General features: G+C 41.4%; 16 protein-coding genes and 2 tRNA genes. 12 read left to right on the forward strand and 6 right to left on the reverse strand.

Annotated elements, in window-relative coordinates; all coding sequences use genetic code 11:
- Positions 1 to 45 precede the first annotated feature (45 nt).
- Both gloA and rnt read left to right on the forward strand, forming a co-directional pair.
- Positions 46 to 453 carry a lactoylglutathione lyase gene (gloA, locus tag AB204_RS15765; RefSeq protein WP_047964331.1) on the forward strand — a complete coding sequence of 136 codons (408 nt, stop codon included), beginning with the start codon at positions 46 to 48 and terminating at the stop codon, positions 451 to 453.
- A gap of 232 nt (positions 454 to 685) precedes the next feature.
- Positions 686 to 1,345, forward strand: coding sequence for a ribonuclease T (gene rnt, locus AB204_RS15770; protein WP_047964332.1), 660 nt, complete (start codon positions 686 to 688; stop codon positions 1,343 to 1,345).
- 103 nt (positions 1,346 to 1,448) lie between these two features.
- Here the strand turns inward: rnt and AB204_RS15775 are convergent, their stop codons facing one another.
- Positions 1,449 to 1,829 carry a Grx4 family monothiol glutaredoxin gene (locus AB204_RS15775; RefSeq protein WP_047964333.1) on the reverse strand — a complete coding sequence of 127 codons (381 nt, stop codon included), beginning with the start codon at positions 1,827 to 1,829 and terminating at the stop codon, positions 1,449 to 1,451.
- A gap of 361 nt (positions 1,830 to 2,190) precedes the next feature.
- On the opposite strand from AB204_RS15775, the gene sodB reads away from it, so the two are divergent.
- The gene (gene sodB, locus AB204_RS15780; RefSeq protein ID WP_047964334.1) at positions 2,191 to 2,769 is read left to right on the forward strand and encodes a superoxide dismutase [Fe]; all 579 of its coding nucleotides are present in this window, start codon (positions 2,191 to 2,193) and stop codon (positions 2,767 to 2,769) included.
- Between the two features lie 558 nt (positions 2,770 to 3,327).
- Positions 3,328 to 4,353: an HTH-type transcriptional repressor PurR gene (purR, locus tag AB204_RS15785; protein WP_047964335.1), complete on the forward strand. Its 1,026-nt coding sequence runs from the start codon at positions 3,328 to 3,330 to the stop codon at positions 4,351 to 4,353.
- Positions 4,354 to 4,356: 3 nt separating this feature from the next.
- Here the strand turns inward: purR and punR are convergent, their stop codons facing one another.
- Positions 4,357 to 5,265: a DNA-binding transcriptional activator PunR gene (gene punR, locus AB204_RS15790; RefSeq protein ID WP_047964336.1), complete on the reverse strand. Its 909-nt coding sequence runs from the start codon at positions 5,263 to 5,265 to the stop codon at positions 4,357 to 4,359.
- 149 nt (positions 5,266 to 5,414) lie between these two features.
- On the opposite strand from punR, the gene punC reads away from it, so the two are divergent.
- Both punC and cfa read left to right on the forward strand, forming a co-directional pair.
- Entirely contained in the window at positions 5,415 to 6,596 is a 1,182-nt protein-coding gene (gene punC / locus AB204_RS15795) for a purine nucleoside transporter PunC (protein ID WP_047964337.1), read from the forward strand.
- A gap of 310 nt (positions 6,597 to 6,906) precedes the next feature.
- Positions 6,907 to 8,058, forward strand: a complete 1,152-nt coding sequence (gene cfa / locus AB204_RS15800; RefSeq protein ID WP_047964338.1) for a cyclopropane fatty acyl phospholipid synthase — start codon at positions 6,907 to 6,909, stop codon at positions 8,056 to 8,058.
- A 110-nt stretch (positions 8,059 to 8,168) separates the two neighbouring features.
- On the opposite strand, the gene AB204_RS15805 is transcribed toward cfa, so the two are convergent.
- Entirely contained in the window at positions 8,169 to 8,813 is a 645-nt protein-coding gene (locus AB204_RS15805; protein WP_047964339.1) for a riboflavin synthase, read from the reverse strand.
- Between the two features lie 268 nt (positions 8,814 to 9,081).
- Between AB204_RS15805 and AB204_RS15810 the strand changes: the two genes are divergently transcribed.
- From AB204_RS15810 to AB204_RS15830, 5 genes are all read left to right on the forward strand, one after another.
- Complete coding sequence (locus tag AB204_RS15810) at positions 9,082 to 10,455, forward strand: MATE family efflux transporter (protein WP_047964340.1); 1,374 nt, start codon at positions 9,082 to 9,084, stop codon at positions 10,453 to 10,455.
- 158 nt (positions 10,456 to 10,613) lie between these two features.
- Positions 10,614 to 10,690, forward strand: a tRNA-Val gene (locus tag AB204_RS15815).
- 33 nt (positions 10,691 to 10,723) lie between these two features.
- Positions 10,724 to 10,800, forward strand: a tRNA-Val gene (locus tag AB204_RS15820).
- Positions 10,801 to 11,297: 497 nt separating this feature from the next.
- Entirely contained in the window at positions 11,298 to 12,707 is a 1,410-nt protein-coding gene (pykF, locus tag AB204_RS15825) for a pyruvate kinase PykF (RefSeq protein WP_047964341.1), read from the forward strand.
- Positions 12,708 to 13,308: 601 nt separating this feature from the next.
- Complete coding sequence (locus tag AB204_RS15830; protein ID WP_047964342.1) at positions 13,309 to 13,545, forward strand: major outer membrane lipoprotein; 237 nt, start codon at positions 13,309 to 13,311, stop codon at positions 13,543 to 13,545.
- Positions 13,546 to 13,655: 110 nt separating this feature from the next.
- Here AB204_RS15830 and AB204_RS15835 read toward each other — a convergent pair whose 3' ends face one another.
- The 3 genes from AB204_RS15835 to ydiJ all read right to left on the reverse strand — a co-directional run bounded on the left by AB204_RS15835 (position 13,656) and on the right by ydiJ (position 18,359).
- Positions 13,656 to 14,720, reverse strand: a complete 1,065-nt coding sequence (locus AB204_RS15835) for a L,D-transpeptidase family protein (protein ID WP_047964343.1) — start codon at positions 14,718 to 14,720, stop codon at positions 13,656 to 13,658.
- A gap of 157 nt (positions 14,721 to 14,877) precedes the next feature.
- A complete protein-coding gene (locus tag AB204_RS15840; protein ID WP_047964344.1) occupies positions 14,878 to 15,291 on the reverse strand; it encodes a hotdog fold thioesterase in 414 nt (137 codons plus the stop codon).
- Positions 15,288 to 18,359, reverse strand: coding sequence for a D-2-hydroxyglutarate dehydrogenase YdiJ (gene ydiJ / locus AB204_RS15845; RefSeq protein ID WP_047964345.1), 3,072 nt, complete (start codon positions 18,357 to 18,359; stop codon positions 15,288 to 15,290). Before ydiJ ends, AB204_RS15840 begins: the two co-directional genes overlap by 4 nt.
- A 215-nt stretch (positions 18,360 to 18,574) precedes the next feature.
- On the opposite strand from ydiJ, the gene ydiK reads away from it, so the two are divergent.
- The gene (gene ydiK, locus AB204_RS15850) at positions 18,575 to 19,684 is read left to right on the forward strand and encodes an AI-2E family transporter YdiK (RefSeq protein WP_047964346.1); all 1,110 of its coding nucleotides are present in this window, start codon (positions 18,575 to 18,577) and stop codon (positions 19,682 to 19,684) included.
- Positions 19,685 to 20,100 lie beyond the last annotated feature (416 nt).

The following is a 20,100-nucleotide window of genomic DNA, read 5'->3' on the forward strand; positions in this document are numbered from 1 at the left end:
TAAAGCTATGTTTCGAAATAAAACTATAAATATCAAGAGGTAATCATGCGTTTACTCCATACTATGATCCGTGTTGGCGACATGCAGCGCTCGATTAATTTCTATACTCAAATAATGGGCATGCGTTTACTTCGCACTAGTGAAAATCCAGAGTACAAATATTCCCTTGCATTTGTTGGTTATACCGACGAGAGCCAAGGCGCAGTTATTGAGCTAACCTATAATTGGGGAGTTGAAAACTACGAAATGGGAACTGCATTTGGACACATTGCGTTAGGTGTTGATGACGTTGCGGCAACCTGTGAGCGTATTAAGCTCGCTGGCGGGAATGTAATCCGCGAAGCAGGGCCTGTCAAAGGCGGAACAACTGTTATTGCTTTTGTTGAAGATCCCGATGGCTATAAGATCGAGCTTATTGAAAATACAAGCGCGAGTAGTGCATTAGGAAACTAATTAGCACGATAAATTTTGAGTTGCAGCCTTGTTGGCTGCACTCGCTCCTGCCACATAGTTCACTATACTCTCAGGGATCCCTTCTTTTATAATCACTCCGCATCTTGAAATCTATTAAGTATATCCTTTCCATTGGATAAATATTACTTCTGCAAGACATAGCAAATTTTGTCATAATACGTCCTATTCCAGATTTAAAAACAGAATCCTGAAGTTAAGAACTAAAAATCAGATGCCTAATAAAAACGATCAAAACATGCTAAGCGGGCGCTTTCGCGGCTACTATCCTATCGTCATTGATGTCGAAACCGGTGGCTTTAATGCGCGTACAGACGCTTTACTTGAAATTGCTGCAATCACTTTAAAAATGGATGAGGAAGGCTGGCTGATGCCCGCTGATGCACTGCATTTCCATATTGACCCTTTTGAAGGTGCTAACCTTGATCCTGCTGCTCTGGCATTCACAGGCATTGACCCCACAAATCCCTTGAGAGGAGCAGTCAGCGAATACACTGCATTGCATGCTATTTTCAAAATGATCCGCAAGGGTATGAAAGACACTAATTGTAACCGTGCAATTATGGTCGCCCATAACGCCAATTTTGATCATAATTTTGTTATGGCAGCCGCAGAGCGTTCCGGGTTAAAGCGCAATCCATTCCATCCATTCGCGACATTTGATACCGCGGCCCTCAGTGGGTTGGTTCTTGGTCAGACGATCCTTGCCAAAGCTTGCATTACTGCGGAAATACCGTTTGACAGTAATCAAGCACACAGCGCTCTCTATGATACCGATCGAACTGCCCTGCTTTTCTGTGAACTCGTTAACCGCTGGAAACGGCTTGGTGGCTGGCCATTACCTTCCGCAGATACTGCTGATAATGAGTCCTAATATATTAATTCTGGTACATTAACTCTAATACATTAAGCCCCATACCTATTATGGTATGGGGCTACAGAAATAATTCATCATTCCGATGAATTATTCATTTTATTTATTCTTGTTCACGGTATTTGTCAGCAGTTTCTTTGATTAAAGCCTGTAATTCACCGCGCTGGTACATCTCAACAAGAATGTCACAACCGCCAACCAGTTCACCATCAATCCACAACTGAGGAAACGTTGGCCAATGCGCATATTTAGGCAATTCAGCACGAATATCTGGGTTTTGCAGAATATCCACATAAGCAAAGCGCTCACCGCAGGCAGATAACGCCTGAATTGCCTGTGCAGAGAATCCACAGCTCGGCAATTTAGGAGAACCTTTCATGTACAGCAGGATTGGATTCTCACTAATTTGGCGTTTGATTTTTTCAATGGTTTCTTCAGTTGTTGTATTAGTAACGGTGTTAGTGTTTGTATTCATAGTCGTCATTTTTGCTTCCTTAAACTGCAAGTGCTATTCATCAGCATCAGAAAAGTTTGATTCAGAATACCACTTTCTACTCTGATTTTTCTACCGCGAACTTTCCATGCCAAAATTTTGCCATGATTTACAGCAAGTATTCTTCAGGTATTTTTATTCCAATTAGCCGCATTAAGTTCATGTTATAGCTCAGTTCTACGCCAGTTCGCAGCTAAGTAACATCTTTTCCTCTGTTATTTAGCAAAAAAGTTGTTAAGATAATTATCAAAACAGCAACATGATAATAAGCTTAGATTTGCTCTGCCCATGATTCAGTATCTAAGTCATGGTTTACAGAGCCAAAAACCCGATATTAAAAAAGGAGCATGCAATGTCTTTTGAATTACCAGCATTACCTTATGCCAAAGATGCCCTGGAACCACACATTTCTGCAGAAACTCTGGAATATCATTACGGCAAACATCACAACGCTTATGTTGTGAATCTGAATAATCTGATTAAAGAGACCGAGTTTGCCGGAAAATCCCTGGAAGAAATCATCAAAACATCTGAAGGCGGCATTTTCAATAACGCAGCTCAAGTCTGGAACCATACTTTCTACTGGCATAGCCTGTCACCAAATGGTGGTGGCGAACCAACCGGAAAAGTAGCAGATGCTATCAACAGTGCTTTCGGTTCTTTTGCTGAGTTCAAACAGCAGTTTACTGACTCTGCCCTGAAAAACTTTGGTTCTGGCTGGACATGGCTGGTCAAGAAAACCGACGGTAGCCTCGCTATCGTTAATACTTCTAACGCAGCAACCCCACTGACAGGCGAAGATAAGCCAGTACTGACAGTTGATGTCTGGGAACACGCATATTACATCGATTACCGCAATGCGCGTCCTCAATATCTGGAGCACTTCTGGGCTTTAGTCAACTGGAAATTTGTTGAAGAAAATCTGGCTTAATAAGATTAATTCTCGTCCCCGTTTGACATAACAAGGGTAAGTGCACCTACTCACCACATTATGAACAGGTGCACCTACCCTTAGAACAAGTGATGTTATACCTCAATTCTTTTTCTCGAACTCGATCAGATAAGGCAAAGGCTTCCCAGAAAAACAATCATGATTAATGCACTGCTGGCAGCCAATAATCCCAACTTCAGATCTGTATCCATAGACTATCCTCAATGTGAAAATTAAGATATCTCAATACCATAAGCTTTAGATGGTTATTTATCGTATTATCTAAAAAAACTAGACTATAATCCTTGAACCATACTCTTTATAACATCGATTATTACTTTCACTTTTGAGCTAGATCAGACAAAATTCAAGGTTTATCGCTAAATTATTGCCAACCATCACTCTATATATAAATATATTGGCAAACGCTTAACAAATATCTATATCCAATAGATTTCAGGTTGCAAAGTGACACAAGTTAGAGCAATCAATCATGTGGCAGCTTGAAGAATGAAGGGTAGATAAATTTAGACCATAAGGTCAGGAGTCCTTTCTATCATGGCAACGATTAAAGATGTGGCTAAACGCTCTGGTGTTTCGACTACAACCGTATCCCATGTTATCAATAAAACCCGCTTCGTCGCCGAAGATACAAAGGCTGCAGTTTGGGCTGCGATTAAGGAGCTGAATTATTCTCCCAGCGCCGTTGCTCGCAGCTTGAAAGTTAACCACACCAAATCCATCGGATTATTGGCAACATCAAGTGAAGCCCCTTATTTCGCTGAAATCATAGAATCTGTTGAAAATAGCTGCTATAGCAAAGGCTACACGCTGATTTTATGTAATTCTCATAACAATCTTGATAAGCAGAAAGCTTATCTCGCAATGTTGGCGCAAAAACGCGTAGATGGTTTGCTGGTAATGTGTTCAGAATATCCTGAACAACTTTTAGGTATGTTAGAAGATTATCGCAATATTCCCATGGTGGTTATGGATTGGGGAGAATCCAGAGGGGATTTTACTGATGCAATTATTGATAATGCCTTTCATGGCGGTTATTTGGCGGGTCGTTACCTTATTGAACGCGGCCATCGTGATATTGCCTCCATTCCGGGGCCATTGGCAAGAAACACCGGAGGCGGACGTCACCAAGGTTTTCTCAAGGCGCTGAAAGAAGCCAATATTATTATTCGGGACGAGTGGATTGTACAAGGCGATTTTGAGCCTGAATCCGGTTATCAGGCCATGTGTAAGATCCTGAATCAAAAGCATCGCCCAACTGCTGTTTTTTGTGGTGGTGATGTTATGGCAATGGGCGCAATTTGCGCAGCCGATGAATTAGGATTACGCGTTCCGCAAGACATTTCTATCATCGGTTATGACAATATTCGTAATGCCCGTTATTTTACACCAGCATTAACAACCATCCACCAGCCCAAAGAACGTTTGGGGCAAATGGCTTTTTCAATGCTATTGGATAGAATCGTTAATAAACGTGAAGATGCACAAACTATCGAAGTCCATCCGCGTCTCGTTGAGCGCCGCTCCGTGGCGGATGGACCTTTTATCGATTATCGCCGTTAGTCGTTAATTTTCCTGCAACCACTCAGCATTAAGTGTTTCACTATCTCCAAGATAACTAAGTAACCAACTTAATGCTGGTGAATGACACTCTTCTGACCATGTTAAGCAACATGGGCTGTCAGGCAGTGGTTGTTCAAGTTCCAGTACAATCAGCTTTCCTTTGCGGATCAACGGCAGCGCACGATGCTTGGGCACCATTCCGACACACAGCCCATCCATCAGGCAACTCAATCCGGCATCCCAATCAGGAACAACCAATCGTCGTTGGTTATCTAGAGCCCATGTATCGCGTTTAGGTAAACTGCGCGAAGTGTCTTCAAGACACAAACTGGAATAAAGCCGAATTTGATCATCGTTCAGTTTTCCCGATATTGCAGCCAGTTCATGTTCAGGGCTGGCGACACACAACCAGGGCATGAATCCCATATCCCTAAAGCTATATCGCTCACCGACAGGAGAGGCACGTGTCGCCCCAATGGCAACATCCACCCTCTCATCTACAAGAGCATCCCATACACCATTAAAAACTTCAGGATAGATAAACAATTCAATATCTGGAAAATGGCGGTAAAAATCCAAAATCAACTGAAGTGTTCGCTCCGGCTTTACAACTTGATCAACCGCAATACTGAATTGTCCCCGCCATCCATTAGCCACTTGCTGGCACTGGCGCCGGGTGTGATTCATTTTTTTGATAACAGATCTAGCCTCCTTGACAAAAATAACTCCCGCCTCAGTTAAATCCACATCACGATGACGACGTTCAAATAAAGGTACTGCCAGCCATTCTTCAAGTTGTTTTATCGTATAGCTGACAGCGGAAGGTACACGATGAAGCTCTGATGCGGCAGCGCTAAAACTTCCTGTTCTGGCAACAGCATCAACAACTTCCAGAGAGTATTCAGACCACATATATATTCCTTTCAAATTTTTTCACAACATGGTGCAAATATTACCGTTTCACAAGTAAAAATCATGCCATATAAAATAAGCTGGGTATCTCCTTATCAACTACCACGTCAAGTTATTAACACTATTTATTAACATCACTTATTAATATTATGACAACAAATAAAAACTCAATTTCATTCATGTTTTATCTCGCCGGCCTGAGTATGCTCGGCTATTTGGCTATCGATATGTATCTACCTGCTTTTGATGCAATGAAAGCAGAATTAGGCACATCAGAAAACGCCATTAGTGCGAGTCTTAGCATTTTTCTTGCCGGCTTTGCCTTTGCACAGCTTTTATGGGGACAATTATCTGATCGTTTGGGCAGAAAACCTGTTCTTATTATCGGACTATCTCTGTTTTCCATTAGCTGTTTAGGTATGCTCTGGGTAACGGATGCCACACAATTGCTGGTATTGAGATTTATTCAAGCAGTTGGCGTCTGTTCTGCTGCGGTTTCCTGGCAGGCACTGGTCGTCGATAGATATGATACAGAGCACGCCAAACGCGTTTTTGCTATGATCATGCCGTTGGTTGCTCTTTCTCCCGCCCTCGCTCCTTTATTAGGCGCATGGTTATTGACCCATGATGGTTGGAGAATCATTTTCTTTGTTTTAATGATAGTAACTTTCTTACTATTAATACCAACACTTTGCCTGACCAATAAGCTTAATAACATTGAAGTAACCACGGATAAGAAGACTGTTTCTTTCCTTACGTTACTGAAATCCCCTGTTTTTAGTGGAAACGTATTGATTTATGCTTCTTGCAGTGCTGGTTTTTTTGCCTGGCTGACTGGCTCACCCATAATTTTGAATAATATGGGTTATGATCCTACCAATATTGGTCTTAGTTATATTCCTCAAACGCTGGCATTTATGATTGGCGGTTATGGTTGCCGTATCTTGCTGGAAAAAGTGAAAAGTGAGACAGTACTCCCGTTTCTATTGATGGGTTATGCTGTAAGCATGATCATTATTTATTTGATTTCCGTATTAAGTGAACCTTCATTTATGGCTATTCTTGCTCCTTTTTGTTTTATGGCCGCAATGAATGGAGCCTCCTACCCTATTGCCGTGGCAAAAGCTCTCTCGGTCTATCCTAAGAACAGCGGAAAAGCTGCTGCATTGCAAAATGCCCTTCAATTGGGTCTTTGCTTTGTTGCGAGTTCATTTGTTTCTATATTTATGAAATATCCTCTCTTGTCTACAACAACAGTTATGGCTCTTACTGTTGTTCCAATGGCAATAGGTTATTGGCTACAAAAGAAAAATGCGGAAAAAAACCACTAAACATAAATTAAACAATTTCTCAAAAAAATAATAATTAAGAACATTATTATCTAAAGGTTACAGCATTATGTGACCTTTAGATGATTGTTTAAATACCATTTCACTCATATACTCATACCTATTCATTATTCTAAAAACTCGGAATTTGAGGTTTTACAGGGCATTGACGCTCTTCTTAATTTCAGGGTAGATAGGCAATATTTTAATTTAATATCTATATTATTTCTAATAGCCTTTATGGCTTTAACATAATAAAGATCAGCTACAAAACGGTACCTCAAAATTCCATCACACAAATGTTGGAGAGTATATGAGTTCATCTTTCGTTGAAGATAAAAAAACAATAACGGATTCCTGGCATAGAATCGCCCATGAATTGCTTCAAGAAGCTGATATTGATATCAATGGCAAACGCCCCTTCGATATACGCATTAAAAATCCTGATTTTTATAAGCGAGTATTGAAAGAAGGCTCTTTGGGACTGGGTGAAAGTTATATGGATGGCTGGTGGGAATGTGATCGCCTTGATATTTTCTTTCATAAAATATTACGGGCTGGTTTGGAACGTCGTATCCCAAAAAATACTAAAGATATTTTGCAGATAATCATCTCTCGTATATTTAATTTACAATCGCCAAAACGAGCCTGGATTGTCGGTAAGGAACACTATAATTTAGGTAATGACTTGTTTACCCGAATTCTTGATCCTTATATGCAATACTCCTGTGGTTACTGGAAAGATGCCAATACCCTGGAAGAAGCTCAATCCAATAAACTCCGTCTTATTTGTGAGAAACTACAACTAGCTCCAGGCATGACTTTATTAGATATCGGTTGTGGATGGGGTGGTTTGGCCGCCTATGCTGCAGAAAATTATGGGGTATCTGTCACTGGAGTAACAATTTCAGCTGAACAACAAAAATATGCTCAGGAGCATTGCAAGGATCTAGATGTAAAAATTATCCTTGAAGATTACCGAAACCTTAACCTTCAGTTTGATCGCATTGTTTCCGTTGGCATGTTTGAGCACGTTGGCCCCAAAAATTATGACAATTATTTCCAGATAGTGAAACAGAACCTGAAACCTGATGGTCTGTTTCTTCTCCATACTATTGGTTCTAATATTAATAAATCTGGCACCGATGCATGGATCGCCAAATATATCTTCCCCAACGGTTGCTTACCATCGATTTCAAAAATAGCCAAAGCAACTAATGGAAAGTTTGTCATGGAAGATTGGCACAATTTTGGCGCAGATTATGACCTGACACTTATGGAATGGTATAAGCGCTTTACTGCAAGCTGGCACGAAATAGAACATAACTACAGTCCGCGTTTCAAACGGATGTTCTGCTATTACTTGAATGCCTGTGCAGGTGCATTCCGTGCGAGGGATATTCAACTCTGGCAAATCGTATTTAGCCCGCAAGGTATTGAAAAAGGTTTGAGAGTACCCAGATAGGAATTTACTTCATCGCTCGGGTTTGAGAAGCTACAGAAATTACATTTCTGTAGCTTTCATGTTTAATTCAGGGCTTCGCCACAAAAACGTTTACCACAACTTGATAATATTTATTGTTCTTCAGTTTGTGACAACAATCTTTCCTGTTCTTTCTGTGCCATCACTCGTTCAACGGTATCTACAATCGCTTGAGTTTGTGGATCAATCTCAATGTTGATCTTTTGACCAAGGCGTTTTTTACCTAGTGTCGTGCGCTCCAAAGTTTCTGGGATCAAGTGGACACAGAAACGGTTATTCACAACGTCTCCTATTGTCAGACTAATTCCATCGATGCCGATAAAACCTTTATGCAGGATATATTTCATCAATTGCTTATCGTGGATCCGAAACCAAATTTCATGATTATTTTCTGAAGTGAAGATCTTGGCAATTTCTGCTGTCGTAATAATATGACCAGACATCAAATGCCCGCCAATTTCATCGCCAAATTTAGCTGCCCTCTCCAAATTAACTAAATCACCGACGTTAAGTTCACCAAGGTTAGTTAAACGCAGGGTTTCTTTCATTAAATCAAAGCTAATTAAATCGCCATCGATCTTGGTTACAGTTAAACAACAGCCGTTATGGGAAACAGAAGCTCCCGTTTCAATTCCGGGTAATAATTCAGCCGGAAATTTAACAACATGGGTCCGAAAGTGCATTTTTTCATCAATGGCAACTATCGGCGCTTTTCCCTGAACGATACCTGTAAACATGGGAACCTCTTTAATCATTTTACATTGCAAAAGCTAGTTTAACCCACTCATCACTTTTAAACACTAGTTTGGTTGAGTGTAGTTTTAGTTGAATCCACCAAATATAGTTTAATTTATTAAGTACAAACATCGTGCAATGATTGGCTTAATAAAATGAGTCCTATACAATAGGAAAGCTTATAAGCGATACATTTTCCACTAACATCGTTTGCTCGCAGACATATTCTTTGTTTTCCTTCTTAATTTTTAATCAAAAAAGGTGTAGTACGTGCAGAAGTATTTAAATGAAGCGCGTAGTTTGCTCGCTCTGGGAATTCCCGTAATCATTGCCCAATTTTCACAAACTGCAATGGGTTTTGTCGATACAGTCATGGCAGGTAAAGCTGGGGCTGTTGAAATGTCAGCAGTTGCCGTTGGAACATCAATTTGGCTGCCAACTATCCTGTTTGGCCAAGGTCTATTGCTTGCCTTAACACCAATCGTGGCACACATGAATGGCTCTGGTCACAGAAAAAATATTGCTTCTCAGATCCAACAAGGATTCTGGCTTGCAGCTTTCCTTTCTGTCTTAATTATCGCGGTATTGTATAACAGCCGCTTTATTATAGAAGCACAACATAACGTCGATCCTGTATTGGCGCAAAAAGCCACAGATTTTATCCATGCCATTATGTGGGGTGCGCCTGGTTACTTGTTTTATCAGGTATTACGCGGCCAATGTGAAGGGTTGTCGAAAACCAAACCTGCAATGATAATTGGTATTGCCGGGTTACTGGTTAATATCCCCATCAATTATATTTTCATTTACGGCAAATTTGGCGCACCAGAATTGGGCGGTGTAGGTTGTGGTGTTGCAACAGCAACGGTCTACTGGGTTATGTTCCTTCTGTTGCTTGCATATATAAAGCATTCCCCTGCTCAAAAAGATATTCAAACATTTAACAATTTTTCAGGCCCTGAATGGCATACCCAAAAACGAATTGCACTGCTCGGCTTGCCTATCGCACTGGCCATGTTCTTTGAGGTAACACTTTTTGCAGTTGTTTCATTGTTGGTTTCTCCGCTTGGCGTCGTCGCGGTTGCCGGACACCAGATATCGCTCAATTTCAGCTCCATGATGTTTATGTTCCCGCTGTCATTGGGGATCGCTGCAACTATTCGGGTTGGTCATAACCTTGGTCAGAAATCAACTGAAGGTGCGAAAATATCCGCTTATACCAGTCTTATTGTTGGTTTAATCCTGGCTGTTATGACGGCAACTTTCACGGTACTGTTCCGCGAACGAATTGCATTTATGTATAACGATAATCCTGAAGTTGTCATCCTTGCCTCCCACTTGATGCTGTTTGCGGCCATTTATCAACTTTCTGATGCCGTTCAGGTCATTGGCTCAGGCGTATTGCGTGGATATAAAGATACACGTTCGATCTTCTTTATCACTTTCATTGCTTATTGGCTGTTAGGATTACCTAGCGGATATGTTCTGGCGTTAACTGATTATGTTACTGAACCGATGGGGCCAAAAGGTTTCTGGATCGGTTTCATTATCGGCTTGACGGCAGCGGCGTTTATGATGGGTTACCGAATTCTGTGGACACAAAAACAATCTGTCCACTCTGTTTTGCTACGATCCTCTCGTTAATTCAGCACATTAAGTTATTAACCCAAGGGAAAAGCTGTAAATTCATGCTAAGAGATGTAAATACGAGCAATTGGACAAGAATTTGCATTTTTTCCCTTGCCAGAAAGCTCAGTGCCCGTTAATATTCGTCCCCGTTGTCAGTCACGGTAATTTAGATTGCGTCCGTAGCTCAGTTGGTTAGAGCACCACCTTGACATGGTGGGGGTCGGTGGTTCGAGTCCACTCGGACGCACCAAATATCAGGTTGACATAGAAAACAGTTTTATGTGCGTCCGTAGCTCAGTTGGTTAGAGCACCACCTTGACATGGTGGGGGTCGGTGGTTCGAGTCCACTCGGACGCACCAAATCTTATCTCACTATTCCCAAAAATAATTCTAATTTTTATCCTATTCGATTGTTGTCACTCTTTATTCCATAAAATGGACCAATTGTTCCCCAACCTATTCTGCACACCCAAAATTCAACTACACCCTGTTTGCGCAACAACTCACTGATTTTTTTAACATGAACCAGAATATTTCTGCTTTTCTGTATATAAATCTTTTCAAGAACCGTTTTTTTGATTCATTTCACAGAAATTAGTCTCTATAATACGCTCCTGTCATGAGTTGAATGGTTTCAGCTAATTAATTTACCGAATTCAGAAAAAATTACAGATGATTAATCGAACCAAGTCCGCATGTCTGCACATGCTTGACTTCATGCTAAAAAACCATTTGACGCTTTCTGCTATCCGTTTTCCATTATGTTGCGCAACTTACAACGCCAGATGATGTTGGCATAAATGTCAATGGTTGGCGATTCACTCTTTTAATCCATTAAAACCAGTAGATAGATTGTCATGAAAAAAACCAAAATTGTTTGTACTATCGGGCCAAAAACAGAATCCGAAGAGAAATTGACCGAACTGCTCAATGCAGGCATGAATGTAATGCGTTTGAATTTTTCTCACGGTGATTACGCAGAGCATGGTCAACGCATTAAAAATATTCGCGCGGTCACAGCGAAAACTGGCAAAAAAGCAGCAATCCTACTGGATACCAAAGGCCCTGAAATACGTACCATGAAGCTGGAAGGAGGCAAAGATGTCTCTCTTACCGCAGGCCAGATTTTTACCTTTACGACAGATAAATCCCTCATCGGCAATCAAGATCGCGTTGCAGTGACTTATGCGGGGCTGCCAGCAGATTTGACATCAGGCAATACCATATTGGTTGATGATGGTTTGATCGCCATGACAGTCAAAAATGTCACTGAAACTGAAGTTATCTGTGAAGTATTGAACAATGGTGATTTGGGCGAAAATAAAGGCGTTAACCTGCCGAATGTTTCCATTAACCTGCCTGCATTGGCAGAAAAAGATAAACAAGATCTGGTATTCGGTTGTGAGCAAGGTGTAGATTTCATCGCTGCATCTTTCATTCGTAAGCGCTCCGATGTTCTGGAAATTCGTGAGCACCTGAAAGCCCACGCTGGCGAACATATCCAAATTATTTCTAAGATTGAAAACCAGGAAGGCTTGAATAACTTCGACGAAATTCTCGAAGCCTCAGACGGTATCATGGTTGCTCGCGGTGATTTAGGTGTCGAAATCCCAGTTGAAGAAGTTATCTTCGCTCAGAAGATGATGATCGAAAAATGTAATGCAGCTCGTAAAGTTGTTATCACCGCAACTCAAATGCTGGATTCCATGATCAAAAACCCACGCCCTACCCGTGCTGAAGCAGGCGATGTTGCCAATGCTATTTTAGATGGCACTGATGCAGTTATGCTTTCCGGTGAAAGCGCTAAAGGAAAATATCCTGTTGAGGCGGTTTCCATCATGGCAACTATCTGTGAACGTACAGATCGTGTCATGAACAGCCGTATTGAAAATGCCAAGATTCAGAAACTGCGCGTTACTGAGGCAGTCAGCCGTGGTGCTGTTGAAATTGCAGAAAAACTGGCAGCACCGTTAATCGTTGTAGCAACCTATGGTGGTAAATCTGCAAGATCTATTCGCAAATATTTTCCTAATGCACAGATTCTTGCTTTGACCACCAATGAAATCACTGCGCGCCAATTACTATTGGTCAAGGGTGTTTCCACGCAGATTGTAAAAGAAATCGCTTCTACTGATGATTTCTACCGCATTGGTAAAGAAGCTGCTTTGGCGAGTGGTATGGCAAATAAAGGCGATATCGTTGTCATGGTATCTGGCGCATTGGTACCAAGTGGCACAACAAACACTTCTTCTGTTCATGTGCTTTAAGACTGTACTTTTTAATCATGAACATCGTGCTGCCTGAGGTTAGGCAGCACAGCTAATCATAATTAAAGCCCATATTGGTATTAAACTAAATTGGGCTTTTTATATTTCCATGGCATACCATTATCTTGGTGAACTTTACAATCTATATACAGTTGCATTGAACATCTTTCCAAAGTTGAAATAAACCATAATTTATTCGATAGCCTTCTATAGTGACGTTCAATACAGAAATACTTTACTGTTTTTACTCATTTATATTTAAGACCAACATCCACCATATAACAATAAGTTGCATTACTTTATTGATATTTGGTTTAATTACTTCTCCACCATTAAAATAACTAAATAGACAATTTGTGCTCTCATTGATTATGTCAAAACTGTAAAAATGGTATGCACATCACGCAACAATTAAGACGTTTCTGGTTAAATCATCTATTCGACGACCATTTTATTGTCGATGTCCAAAAATTATTGGCTTATTTTGAGATAAAGAACGGTAGAATTTTTCTGTGTAGAAAAAATTTATTCTCTTTCTAAAATAGTTTGTGTAATACTTAGATGGCTACTTGGAGATTAACTTAATCTAGAGGGTATTGTAATGAATCGTACTAAAGTTGTACTTGGTGCAGTAATACTGGCTTCTACTCTGTTAGCAGGTTGTTCAAGCGCGACTAAAGTCGAGCAACTTGCTTCGCAGGTTCAAACTCTCGGTTCTAAAGTTGACCAGCTGAGCAATGACCTTAGTTCTATTCGTTCTGATGTACAATCAGCCAAAGACGAAGCAGCTCGAGCGAATCAACGCCTTAATAACCAAGTTCGTTCATACAAGAAATAAGCTTGTAGCAAATAACAAAAATGGCGTACTACAATGTACGCCATTTCTCTTTTCCAGTTCCCATTTATTAAACAAAAATGACTCCCCCTTCTCCCCATATCATTAAAGACTCAGGTTTCAGGTTGATAAATAGGCCCTGGCTGGCGTAATCGAGGGGTTTTAGCGGGTTTAATTTCAGAAATAGTTATTCCACCATTTTCAATCGGCCTTGAAATTTCCGGATCTTTTTGACTATTTGCAACCTGCCCTATATTCACCTCTACCGGCATTCCTGAACGGCGGATTATCGCTTGATCAACAAGAAGTTCGTCTGTTTTACTATCAGCAATGAATTTCATCAATCCTTCAGAACGCGGGATTGGCAATGTCTGTGGATCATCTGTCTCTTGTTTAGAAAGTGGCTGGTGAACTTCCACATAGCGCTTACCATTTGGCTCCACAGCGTATTTAATAGGCTCATTAATGATCTGAACTCGCGTTCCCCGTGGAATAATGCGGAACAAATTTTCAATATCGTCGGGCCTTAAGCGAATACATCCCGAACTGACACGCATACCAATACCAAAATTCGCATTTGTCCCGTGAATTAGATATTCACCACGTCCAGCCGCTAAACGTAAGGCAAAATCACCCATTGGATTATCCGGACCCGCAGGTATCACAGTAGGTAAAATGATTCCCCGGCTTGCATAATCTTTGCGGATATTGGCAGTTGGTGTCCATGTTGGATGTTTGATCAATTGGCTGACTGACGTCGTCATAGTTGGTGTATTACGCCCAAGCTGGCCTATACCGATAGGATATACGATGACATGGTTTGCTCCACTGGGGAAATAATAGAGCCTCAATTCAGCCAGATTAATGATAATCCCCTGGCGAGGTGTATCTGGAAGCAACATCTGTGATGGAATAATGAGTTCCGTACCAGCTTTCGGTAAATACGGATCGACACCAGGATTAGCTTCCAACATTGCCAGTAAGCCTATTTCGTATTTAGTTGCAATGGATTCCAGTGGAAGCCCATCATCGGGCACAACATAAGTCGAGTTTTTACCAATCAAACGGCTATTAGCAGGAGGCAATGGGTATTCGAGAGCATAAGCAATATTAGCCAATCCCCCTAACGATAATATGGCAACCAAGAAGATGCCGATAAAAGTTAAAAATCGTTTCATAACATGCTTCCTGAACTGATACTTGAATGTTATTGGTTAATTAATAGACTACTTTGCGAGACTATTCTATCCCATTCACGGCAAAAATATATCAGGTTGTTCCCGCCAGCCAAGTACTGACAGGAACAAAAACGCAATAATCGATTGAATAATAAAGCTAAGATAAAACCGCGGTTGTCAGGCGGGATGTACAACACAATTGTTGTTTATCATTATAGATATCAATCTGCCAAACCTGATGTGAACGCCCCAGATGGATCGGTTTACAAACGCCTTTAACTACGCCTTCACGAACAGATTTAAGATGGTTGGCATTGATTTCTACCCCTACCACTTGCTGTTCACCTTCTGAGCAAAGATAACCCGCGAACGAACCAAGTGTTTCGGCCAATACCACCGAGGCCCCGCCATGCAGAATACCAAACGGCTGTTTAGTTCGTTGATCGACAGGCATTATTCCTTCAATAAAATCATCGCCAATCTGGGTAAACTCGATTCCTACATGTCTTACCATGCTCTCATCAATAAATTGATTCAGCATATTCACATCTATATTACGTTTCCAAATCACGTTATTATCTCCAATAAGGCTTGTAATGGATGTTTAAGTTGTTTTCCTTCCTGACGTTTCACCTGACTGCGGCATGAATACCCTGTACTCAGACAGTGCTCTAAAGAGAGATTTTTCAGTGCCGGAGCCCATGAAAGTTTGTAGATGCCAATCGAGTTATCCAGATTTTTCTTTTCATGTCCGTATGTGCCTGCCATACCACAGCACCCTACACTGACATTATTCAATCGATGACCAAAATGACGGAAAATATCTCCCCACTGTTTACCGCTATTCGGCAATGCCGTCACTTCTGTACAGTGCCCCAGTAAATACCAATTCTGGCTGGATATTAAGCTATCACACTTCTCTGATGACATTTTTCCCGGAAGGTTATTGATTAGCCACTCATGGACTAATTGAACCTGAAAATTACCCCGTCGCTCACCAAGAATATCTTGATATTCATCTCGATAACACAATACTAAAGCCGGGTCGACTCCCACCATAGAAATATTCAGACGCGCCACTCGATTAAGAAAATCAGCTGTTTTTTCCGCCGTTTTGGCAAATCGGCTCAAAAACCCTTTGACATGCTGCGCTTTCCCGTTCGGGGAAAATGGTAACAATACGGGTTTATATCCTAATTTTTCCACCAATTGCACAAAATCAGTCACCACTTTCGCATCGTGATAACTCGTAAAGGGATCCTGGACAATCAACACATGTTGATCACGCTGAGATGGCGATAGACTTTCTAACTGTTCCAACGTCGTTCTGGCAGCATAATGACCTGCAAGCTGTTGTTGCAATGTCGGATAGGAAAGTAACGGCAGATCAACCATACCAATAGTATTTTGGCTGATTTTCTGTACCCACGGCTGTTTCAGGAAAAAGTTGAACAGCCGGGGTGCTTTTGCCATCAACGGCGTACTGTGTTCAACGTTCGCAACAATATGATCACGCAAAGGACGCAGGTAACGACCGTGATAAAGTTCCAAAAAACGCGAACGGAACGAAGGAACATCAATCTTGATCGGGCATTGTGTTGAACAAGCCTTACAGGCTAAACAACCTGACATTGCTTCTTTTACTTCATGTGAAAAATCATATTCTCCTCGCCAGGCTTTCCAGCTATGGCGCGTTTTTTCAATCAATCCCCGTAAACTGGGGCGCGTCTGCTCAAATCCCTGCTCCAATAAATTAGGCTCAACACCCTGCTCCGTCAAAAGCCGCAACCACTCCCTGACAAGCGTTGCCCTCCCTTTAGGAGAATGTATGCGATGCTGACTAATTTTCATTGAAGGGCACATGGGGCTTTTAACATCAAAATTGAAGCACAAGCCATTGCCATTACATTCCATCGCTCCACGAAATGCCGTCCTCACATTGACAGGGATTGTACGGTCATAAGTTCCTCGTTTGGCTGCATCAACTTTCATCATTGGGGAATCAATGCCAATTGGTGGGCAAATTTTTCCCGGATTCAGGCGATTAAGTGGATCAAATACCGCTTTAATCCGACGCAATTCATCATACAAGGCTTCGCCAAAAAAAGCCGGGCTGTATTCCGCACGAAATCCCTTACCATGTTCACCCCATAACAAACCGCCATATTTTGCTGTCAAATGAACAATTTCATCAGAAATCTGTTTCATCAGAATTTCTTGTTGAGGATCACACATATCCAGCGCAGGGCGCACATGCAAAACACCTGCGTCTACATGTCCAAACATGCCATAATTCAGTTTGTGGCTATCCAGCAACTGACGAAACTCGACAATATAATCAGCAAGGTGTTGCGGTGGAACGCAAGTATCTTCGACAAATGGAATTGGCTTGGCTGCGCCCTTACTGTTACCAAGTAACCCAACGGATTTTTTCCGCATAGCATAAATGCGTTCAATATCCATCAAGTCATGGCATGTTTGATAGCCAATGATGCCCGCTTGATTTTTTGCCATCAATTCATCAAGGCGCAAGCAAAGATCGTGAACCAATTGGTCAATTTGCTGCTCGTCATTACCACTGAACTCAACAATATTCAGCCCCTGCATATCCTTATCAGGCACATCAGTAATTAATTCTTTTACTGAGTGCCAGATGATATCTTCACGCGCCAGATTGAGCACTTTAGAGTCAACAGTTTCAACTGAAAGTGCTTTTGCTTCTACCATAAAAGGGGCATTACGCAGGGCAGAATCGAAAGAGTCATATTTAACATTCACCAACCGCCTGACTTTTGGCAGTGGAGTAATATCCAACGTAGCCTCTGTAATAAAAGCCAGTGTGCCTTCAGAGCCGGTCAAAATACGGGTTAGGTCAAACGTCTGCATATCATCGCTGAACACATGGCGTAAATCGTATCCTGTGAGGAACCGATTGAGCTTCGGGAACTTCTCAAGAATTAACTTCCTTTGCTCACGACAACGCTCCAATACCGTTTTATAAATACCCCCAATGATAGTCTCTTCCTGAGCAATCGATTCCGCCAATGCCGTATTCATAGGTCGGGTATCAAACATTTCCCCTCCCAATAAAACAGCACGCACACCCAGAACATGATCAGAGGTTTTACCATAAACCAACGATCCTTGGCCGGAAGCATCTGTATTGATCATGCCGCCCAAAGTGGCGCGATTACTGGTTGAGAGTTCAGGAGAAAAAAAGTAACCAAATGGTTTCAGATATTGATTGAGTTGATCTTTGATAACACCGGCTTCGACTTTGACCCATCCCTGTTCTGGATTAATTTCCAGAATACGGTTCATGTGCCGGGACATATCCACCACAATACCATTGTTAAGTGATTGCCCATTCGTTCCAGTTCCCCCACCTCGTGGGGTAAATGTCAGCGTTTGAAAGCGTTCTTCTCCTGCTATCCTTGCCAATAATGCAACATCGGCACTGGAGCGCGGGAATACAACAGCTTGCGGCAACAATTGGTAAATACTGTTATCTGTCGCCATAGTCAGTCTATCGGCGTAATTACTGGCTGTGTCTCCAGTAAAACCAGCTTCTTTCAATGCAGTCAAATAGTCCTGTGCCAGATCACTGACATGGGGGGCTTGTGATATACGTGGGATCATTGGCTAGTTGCCCCTTTTCTCATTAGCATTTAGTATCAACATTGCGTTCTATTTATATACTATCCAGGGTAGCGTAACTCAGACACTTGCCTGAGAGGCAGGTTTTTAACCATATCACAATATTTATCTATTTTGAGCAACCTATGAAATAACGTTATATTTAATTACCATTGTTACTGCCAACAGTATTTTCAATTGCCAAGAGAAATTATTTCATGGAAAAATCGCAATCATACCAAGATCTGCCCAAACTGTTATTCGCTCTATTTTTCATCTTATTGCTCATTACAACCAGTTTTTGGGTCTTAAGCCCTTTCATTTTGGGATTCATTTGGTCAGGAATGGTAGTTATCGCAACTTGGCCCTTGTTGGAAAAACTGCAACAACGATTATGGGGAAAGCGCTGGATCGCCGTTTCCATAATGACGTTACTATTAGTCTTATTGTTCGTTATTCCGATCGCATTACTTGTCAGCAACTTGGTGGAAAACAGTGCACCATTGATTGCATGGGCAAAATCCCCCTCTGCTTTTCACCTGCCACAATTGGAGTGGCTCAGCCGAATACCTGTCGTTGGAAATGATTTATATCTTAAATGGCAAGCTCTCATTGCTGATGGCAGTAACCTGCTTCTCAACAAAATCCCGCCTTATATCGGTAAAACAGCAACATGGTTTTTTACTCAAGCCGCTAATGCAGGCCGCTTCCTTTTCCATCTGGCACTGATGGTGATGTTCAGCGTATTACTGTATTGGAAAGGTGAACAGGTTATGCTCAGTATTCGCCATTTCGCTATCCGGCTGGCAGATAAACGTGGTGATGCAGTCGTACTACTGGCAGCACAATCCATTCGCGCCGTTGCCCTTGGTGTGGTTGTCACCGCATTGGTTCAAGCCATCGCGGGTGGAATTGGGCTAGCCATTGCCGGCATTCCCTATCCAATGATATTAACAGTGCTGATGTTTGTATGTTGTGTTGCCCAGCTTGGGCCTCTGCTCATCCTCATTCCGTCTATCGCATGGCTTTATTGGACAGGAGAAACAACATGGGGAACCATTTTAGTTATCTGGAGCCTGATTCTGACGACAATGGATGGTGTGCTTCGCCCCTTCCTTATTCGTCTTGGTGCTGACTTACCGATGGTTTTAATTCTTACTGGTGTAATCGGCGGCATACTTTCTTTGGGTGTAATCGGGTTATTTATTGGCCCTGTTGTGCTGGCAATTTCTTACAGCCTACTGTTGGCATGGATGAATGAAGTCCCTAAACCTGAAAGTAATAAGGCAGATACTGAAAAACATTTCAGCAAGAAGCACGTCAAATAATCAAATAACTGCGTGAGAGTATTATTTTCTCACGCAATTATCATTGCGATGAATATATCTTCCAAGTCCTATCTAAAAAATAAATTCATTTTTCAAAAGAAATAAAAATCACCGGAAAATTGTTGCAAAAAGGTTATTTTTCCAAAGTTTCTTTTCCAAGCTCTATTTATTAAGAGGATTCTTAATGAATAAACTCATTTATTAAATTAGTATTCTTTACATCGAAACAAATGTTTCCCAGTGAATTGCTACCCCAGTCTATAAACGCCATAGGCTGGGATGAACGAAGTAATATATATTGCTGTGTGTAGTCTTTGCCTGTCAGCCCATGATAGGCTTTTTTTTTGTGATTTTTCCAGTTTTTCTTCTTTTAATTAATCATCATCACTAAAAAAGATCATGTTACATAGAATATA

This window comes from Xenorhabdus khoisanae (assembly GCF_001037465.1).
GTDB lineage: Bacteria > Pseudomonadota > Gammaproteobacteria > Enterobacterales > Enterobacteriaceae > Xenorhabdus > Xenorhabdus khoisanae.

Bases quoted from the DNA above. Each gene is read 5' to 3' on its own strand.
- gloA (WP_047964331.1), top strand. From the start codon at position 46: ATGCGTTTACTCCATACTATGATCCGTGTTGGCGACATGCAGCGCTCG.
- rnt (WP_047964332.1), top strand. From the start codon at position 686: ATGCCTAATAAAAACGATCAAAACATGCTAAGCGGGCGCTTTCGCGGC.
- AB204_RS15775 (WP_047964333.1), bottom strand. From the start codon at position 1,829: ATGACGACTATGAATACAAACACTAACACCGTTACTAATACAACAACT.
- sodB (WP_047964334.1), top strand. From the start codon at position 2,191: ATGTCTTTTGAATTACCAGCATTACCTTATGCCAAAGATGCCCTGGAA.
- purR (WP_047964335.1), top strand. From the start codon at position 3,328: ATGGCAACGATTAAAGATGTGGCTAAACGCTCTGGTGTTTCGACTACA.
- punR (WP_047964336.1), bottom strand. From the start codon at position 5,265: ATGTGGTCTGAATACTCTCTGGAAGTTGTTGATGCTGTTGCCAGAACA.
- punC (WP_047964337.1), top strand. From the start codon at position 5,415: ATGACAACAAATAAAAACTCAATTTCATTCATGTTTTATCTCGCCGGC.
- cfa (WP_047964338.1), top strand. From the start codon at position 6,907: ATGAGTTCATCTTTCGTTGAAGATAAAAAAACAATAACGGATTCCTGG.
- AB204_RS15805 (WP_047964339.1), bottom strand. From the start codon at position 8,813: ATGTTTACAGGTATCGTTCAGGGAAAAGCGCCGATAGTTGCCATTGAT.
- pykF (WP_047964341.1), top strand. From the start codon at position 11,298: ATGAAAAAAACCAAAATTGTTTGTACTATCGGGCCAAAAACAGAATCC.
- AB204_RS15830 (WP_047964342.1), top strand. From the start codon at position 13,309: ATGAATCGTACTAAAGTTGTACTTGGTGCAGTAATACTGGCTTCTACT.
- AB204_RS15835 (WP_047964343.1), bottom strand. From the start codon at position 14,720: ATGAAACGATTTTTAACTTTTATCGGCATCTTCTTGGTTGCCATATTA.
- ydiJ (WP_047964345.1), bottom strand. From the start codon at position 18,359: ATGATCCCACGTATATCACAAGCCCCCCATGTCAGTGATCTGGCACAG.
- ydiK (WP_047964346.1), top strand. From the start codon at position 18,575: ATGGAAAAATCGCAATCATACCAAGATCTGCCCAAACTGTTATTCGCT.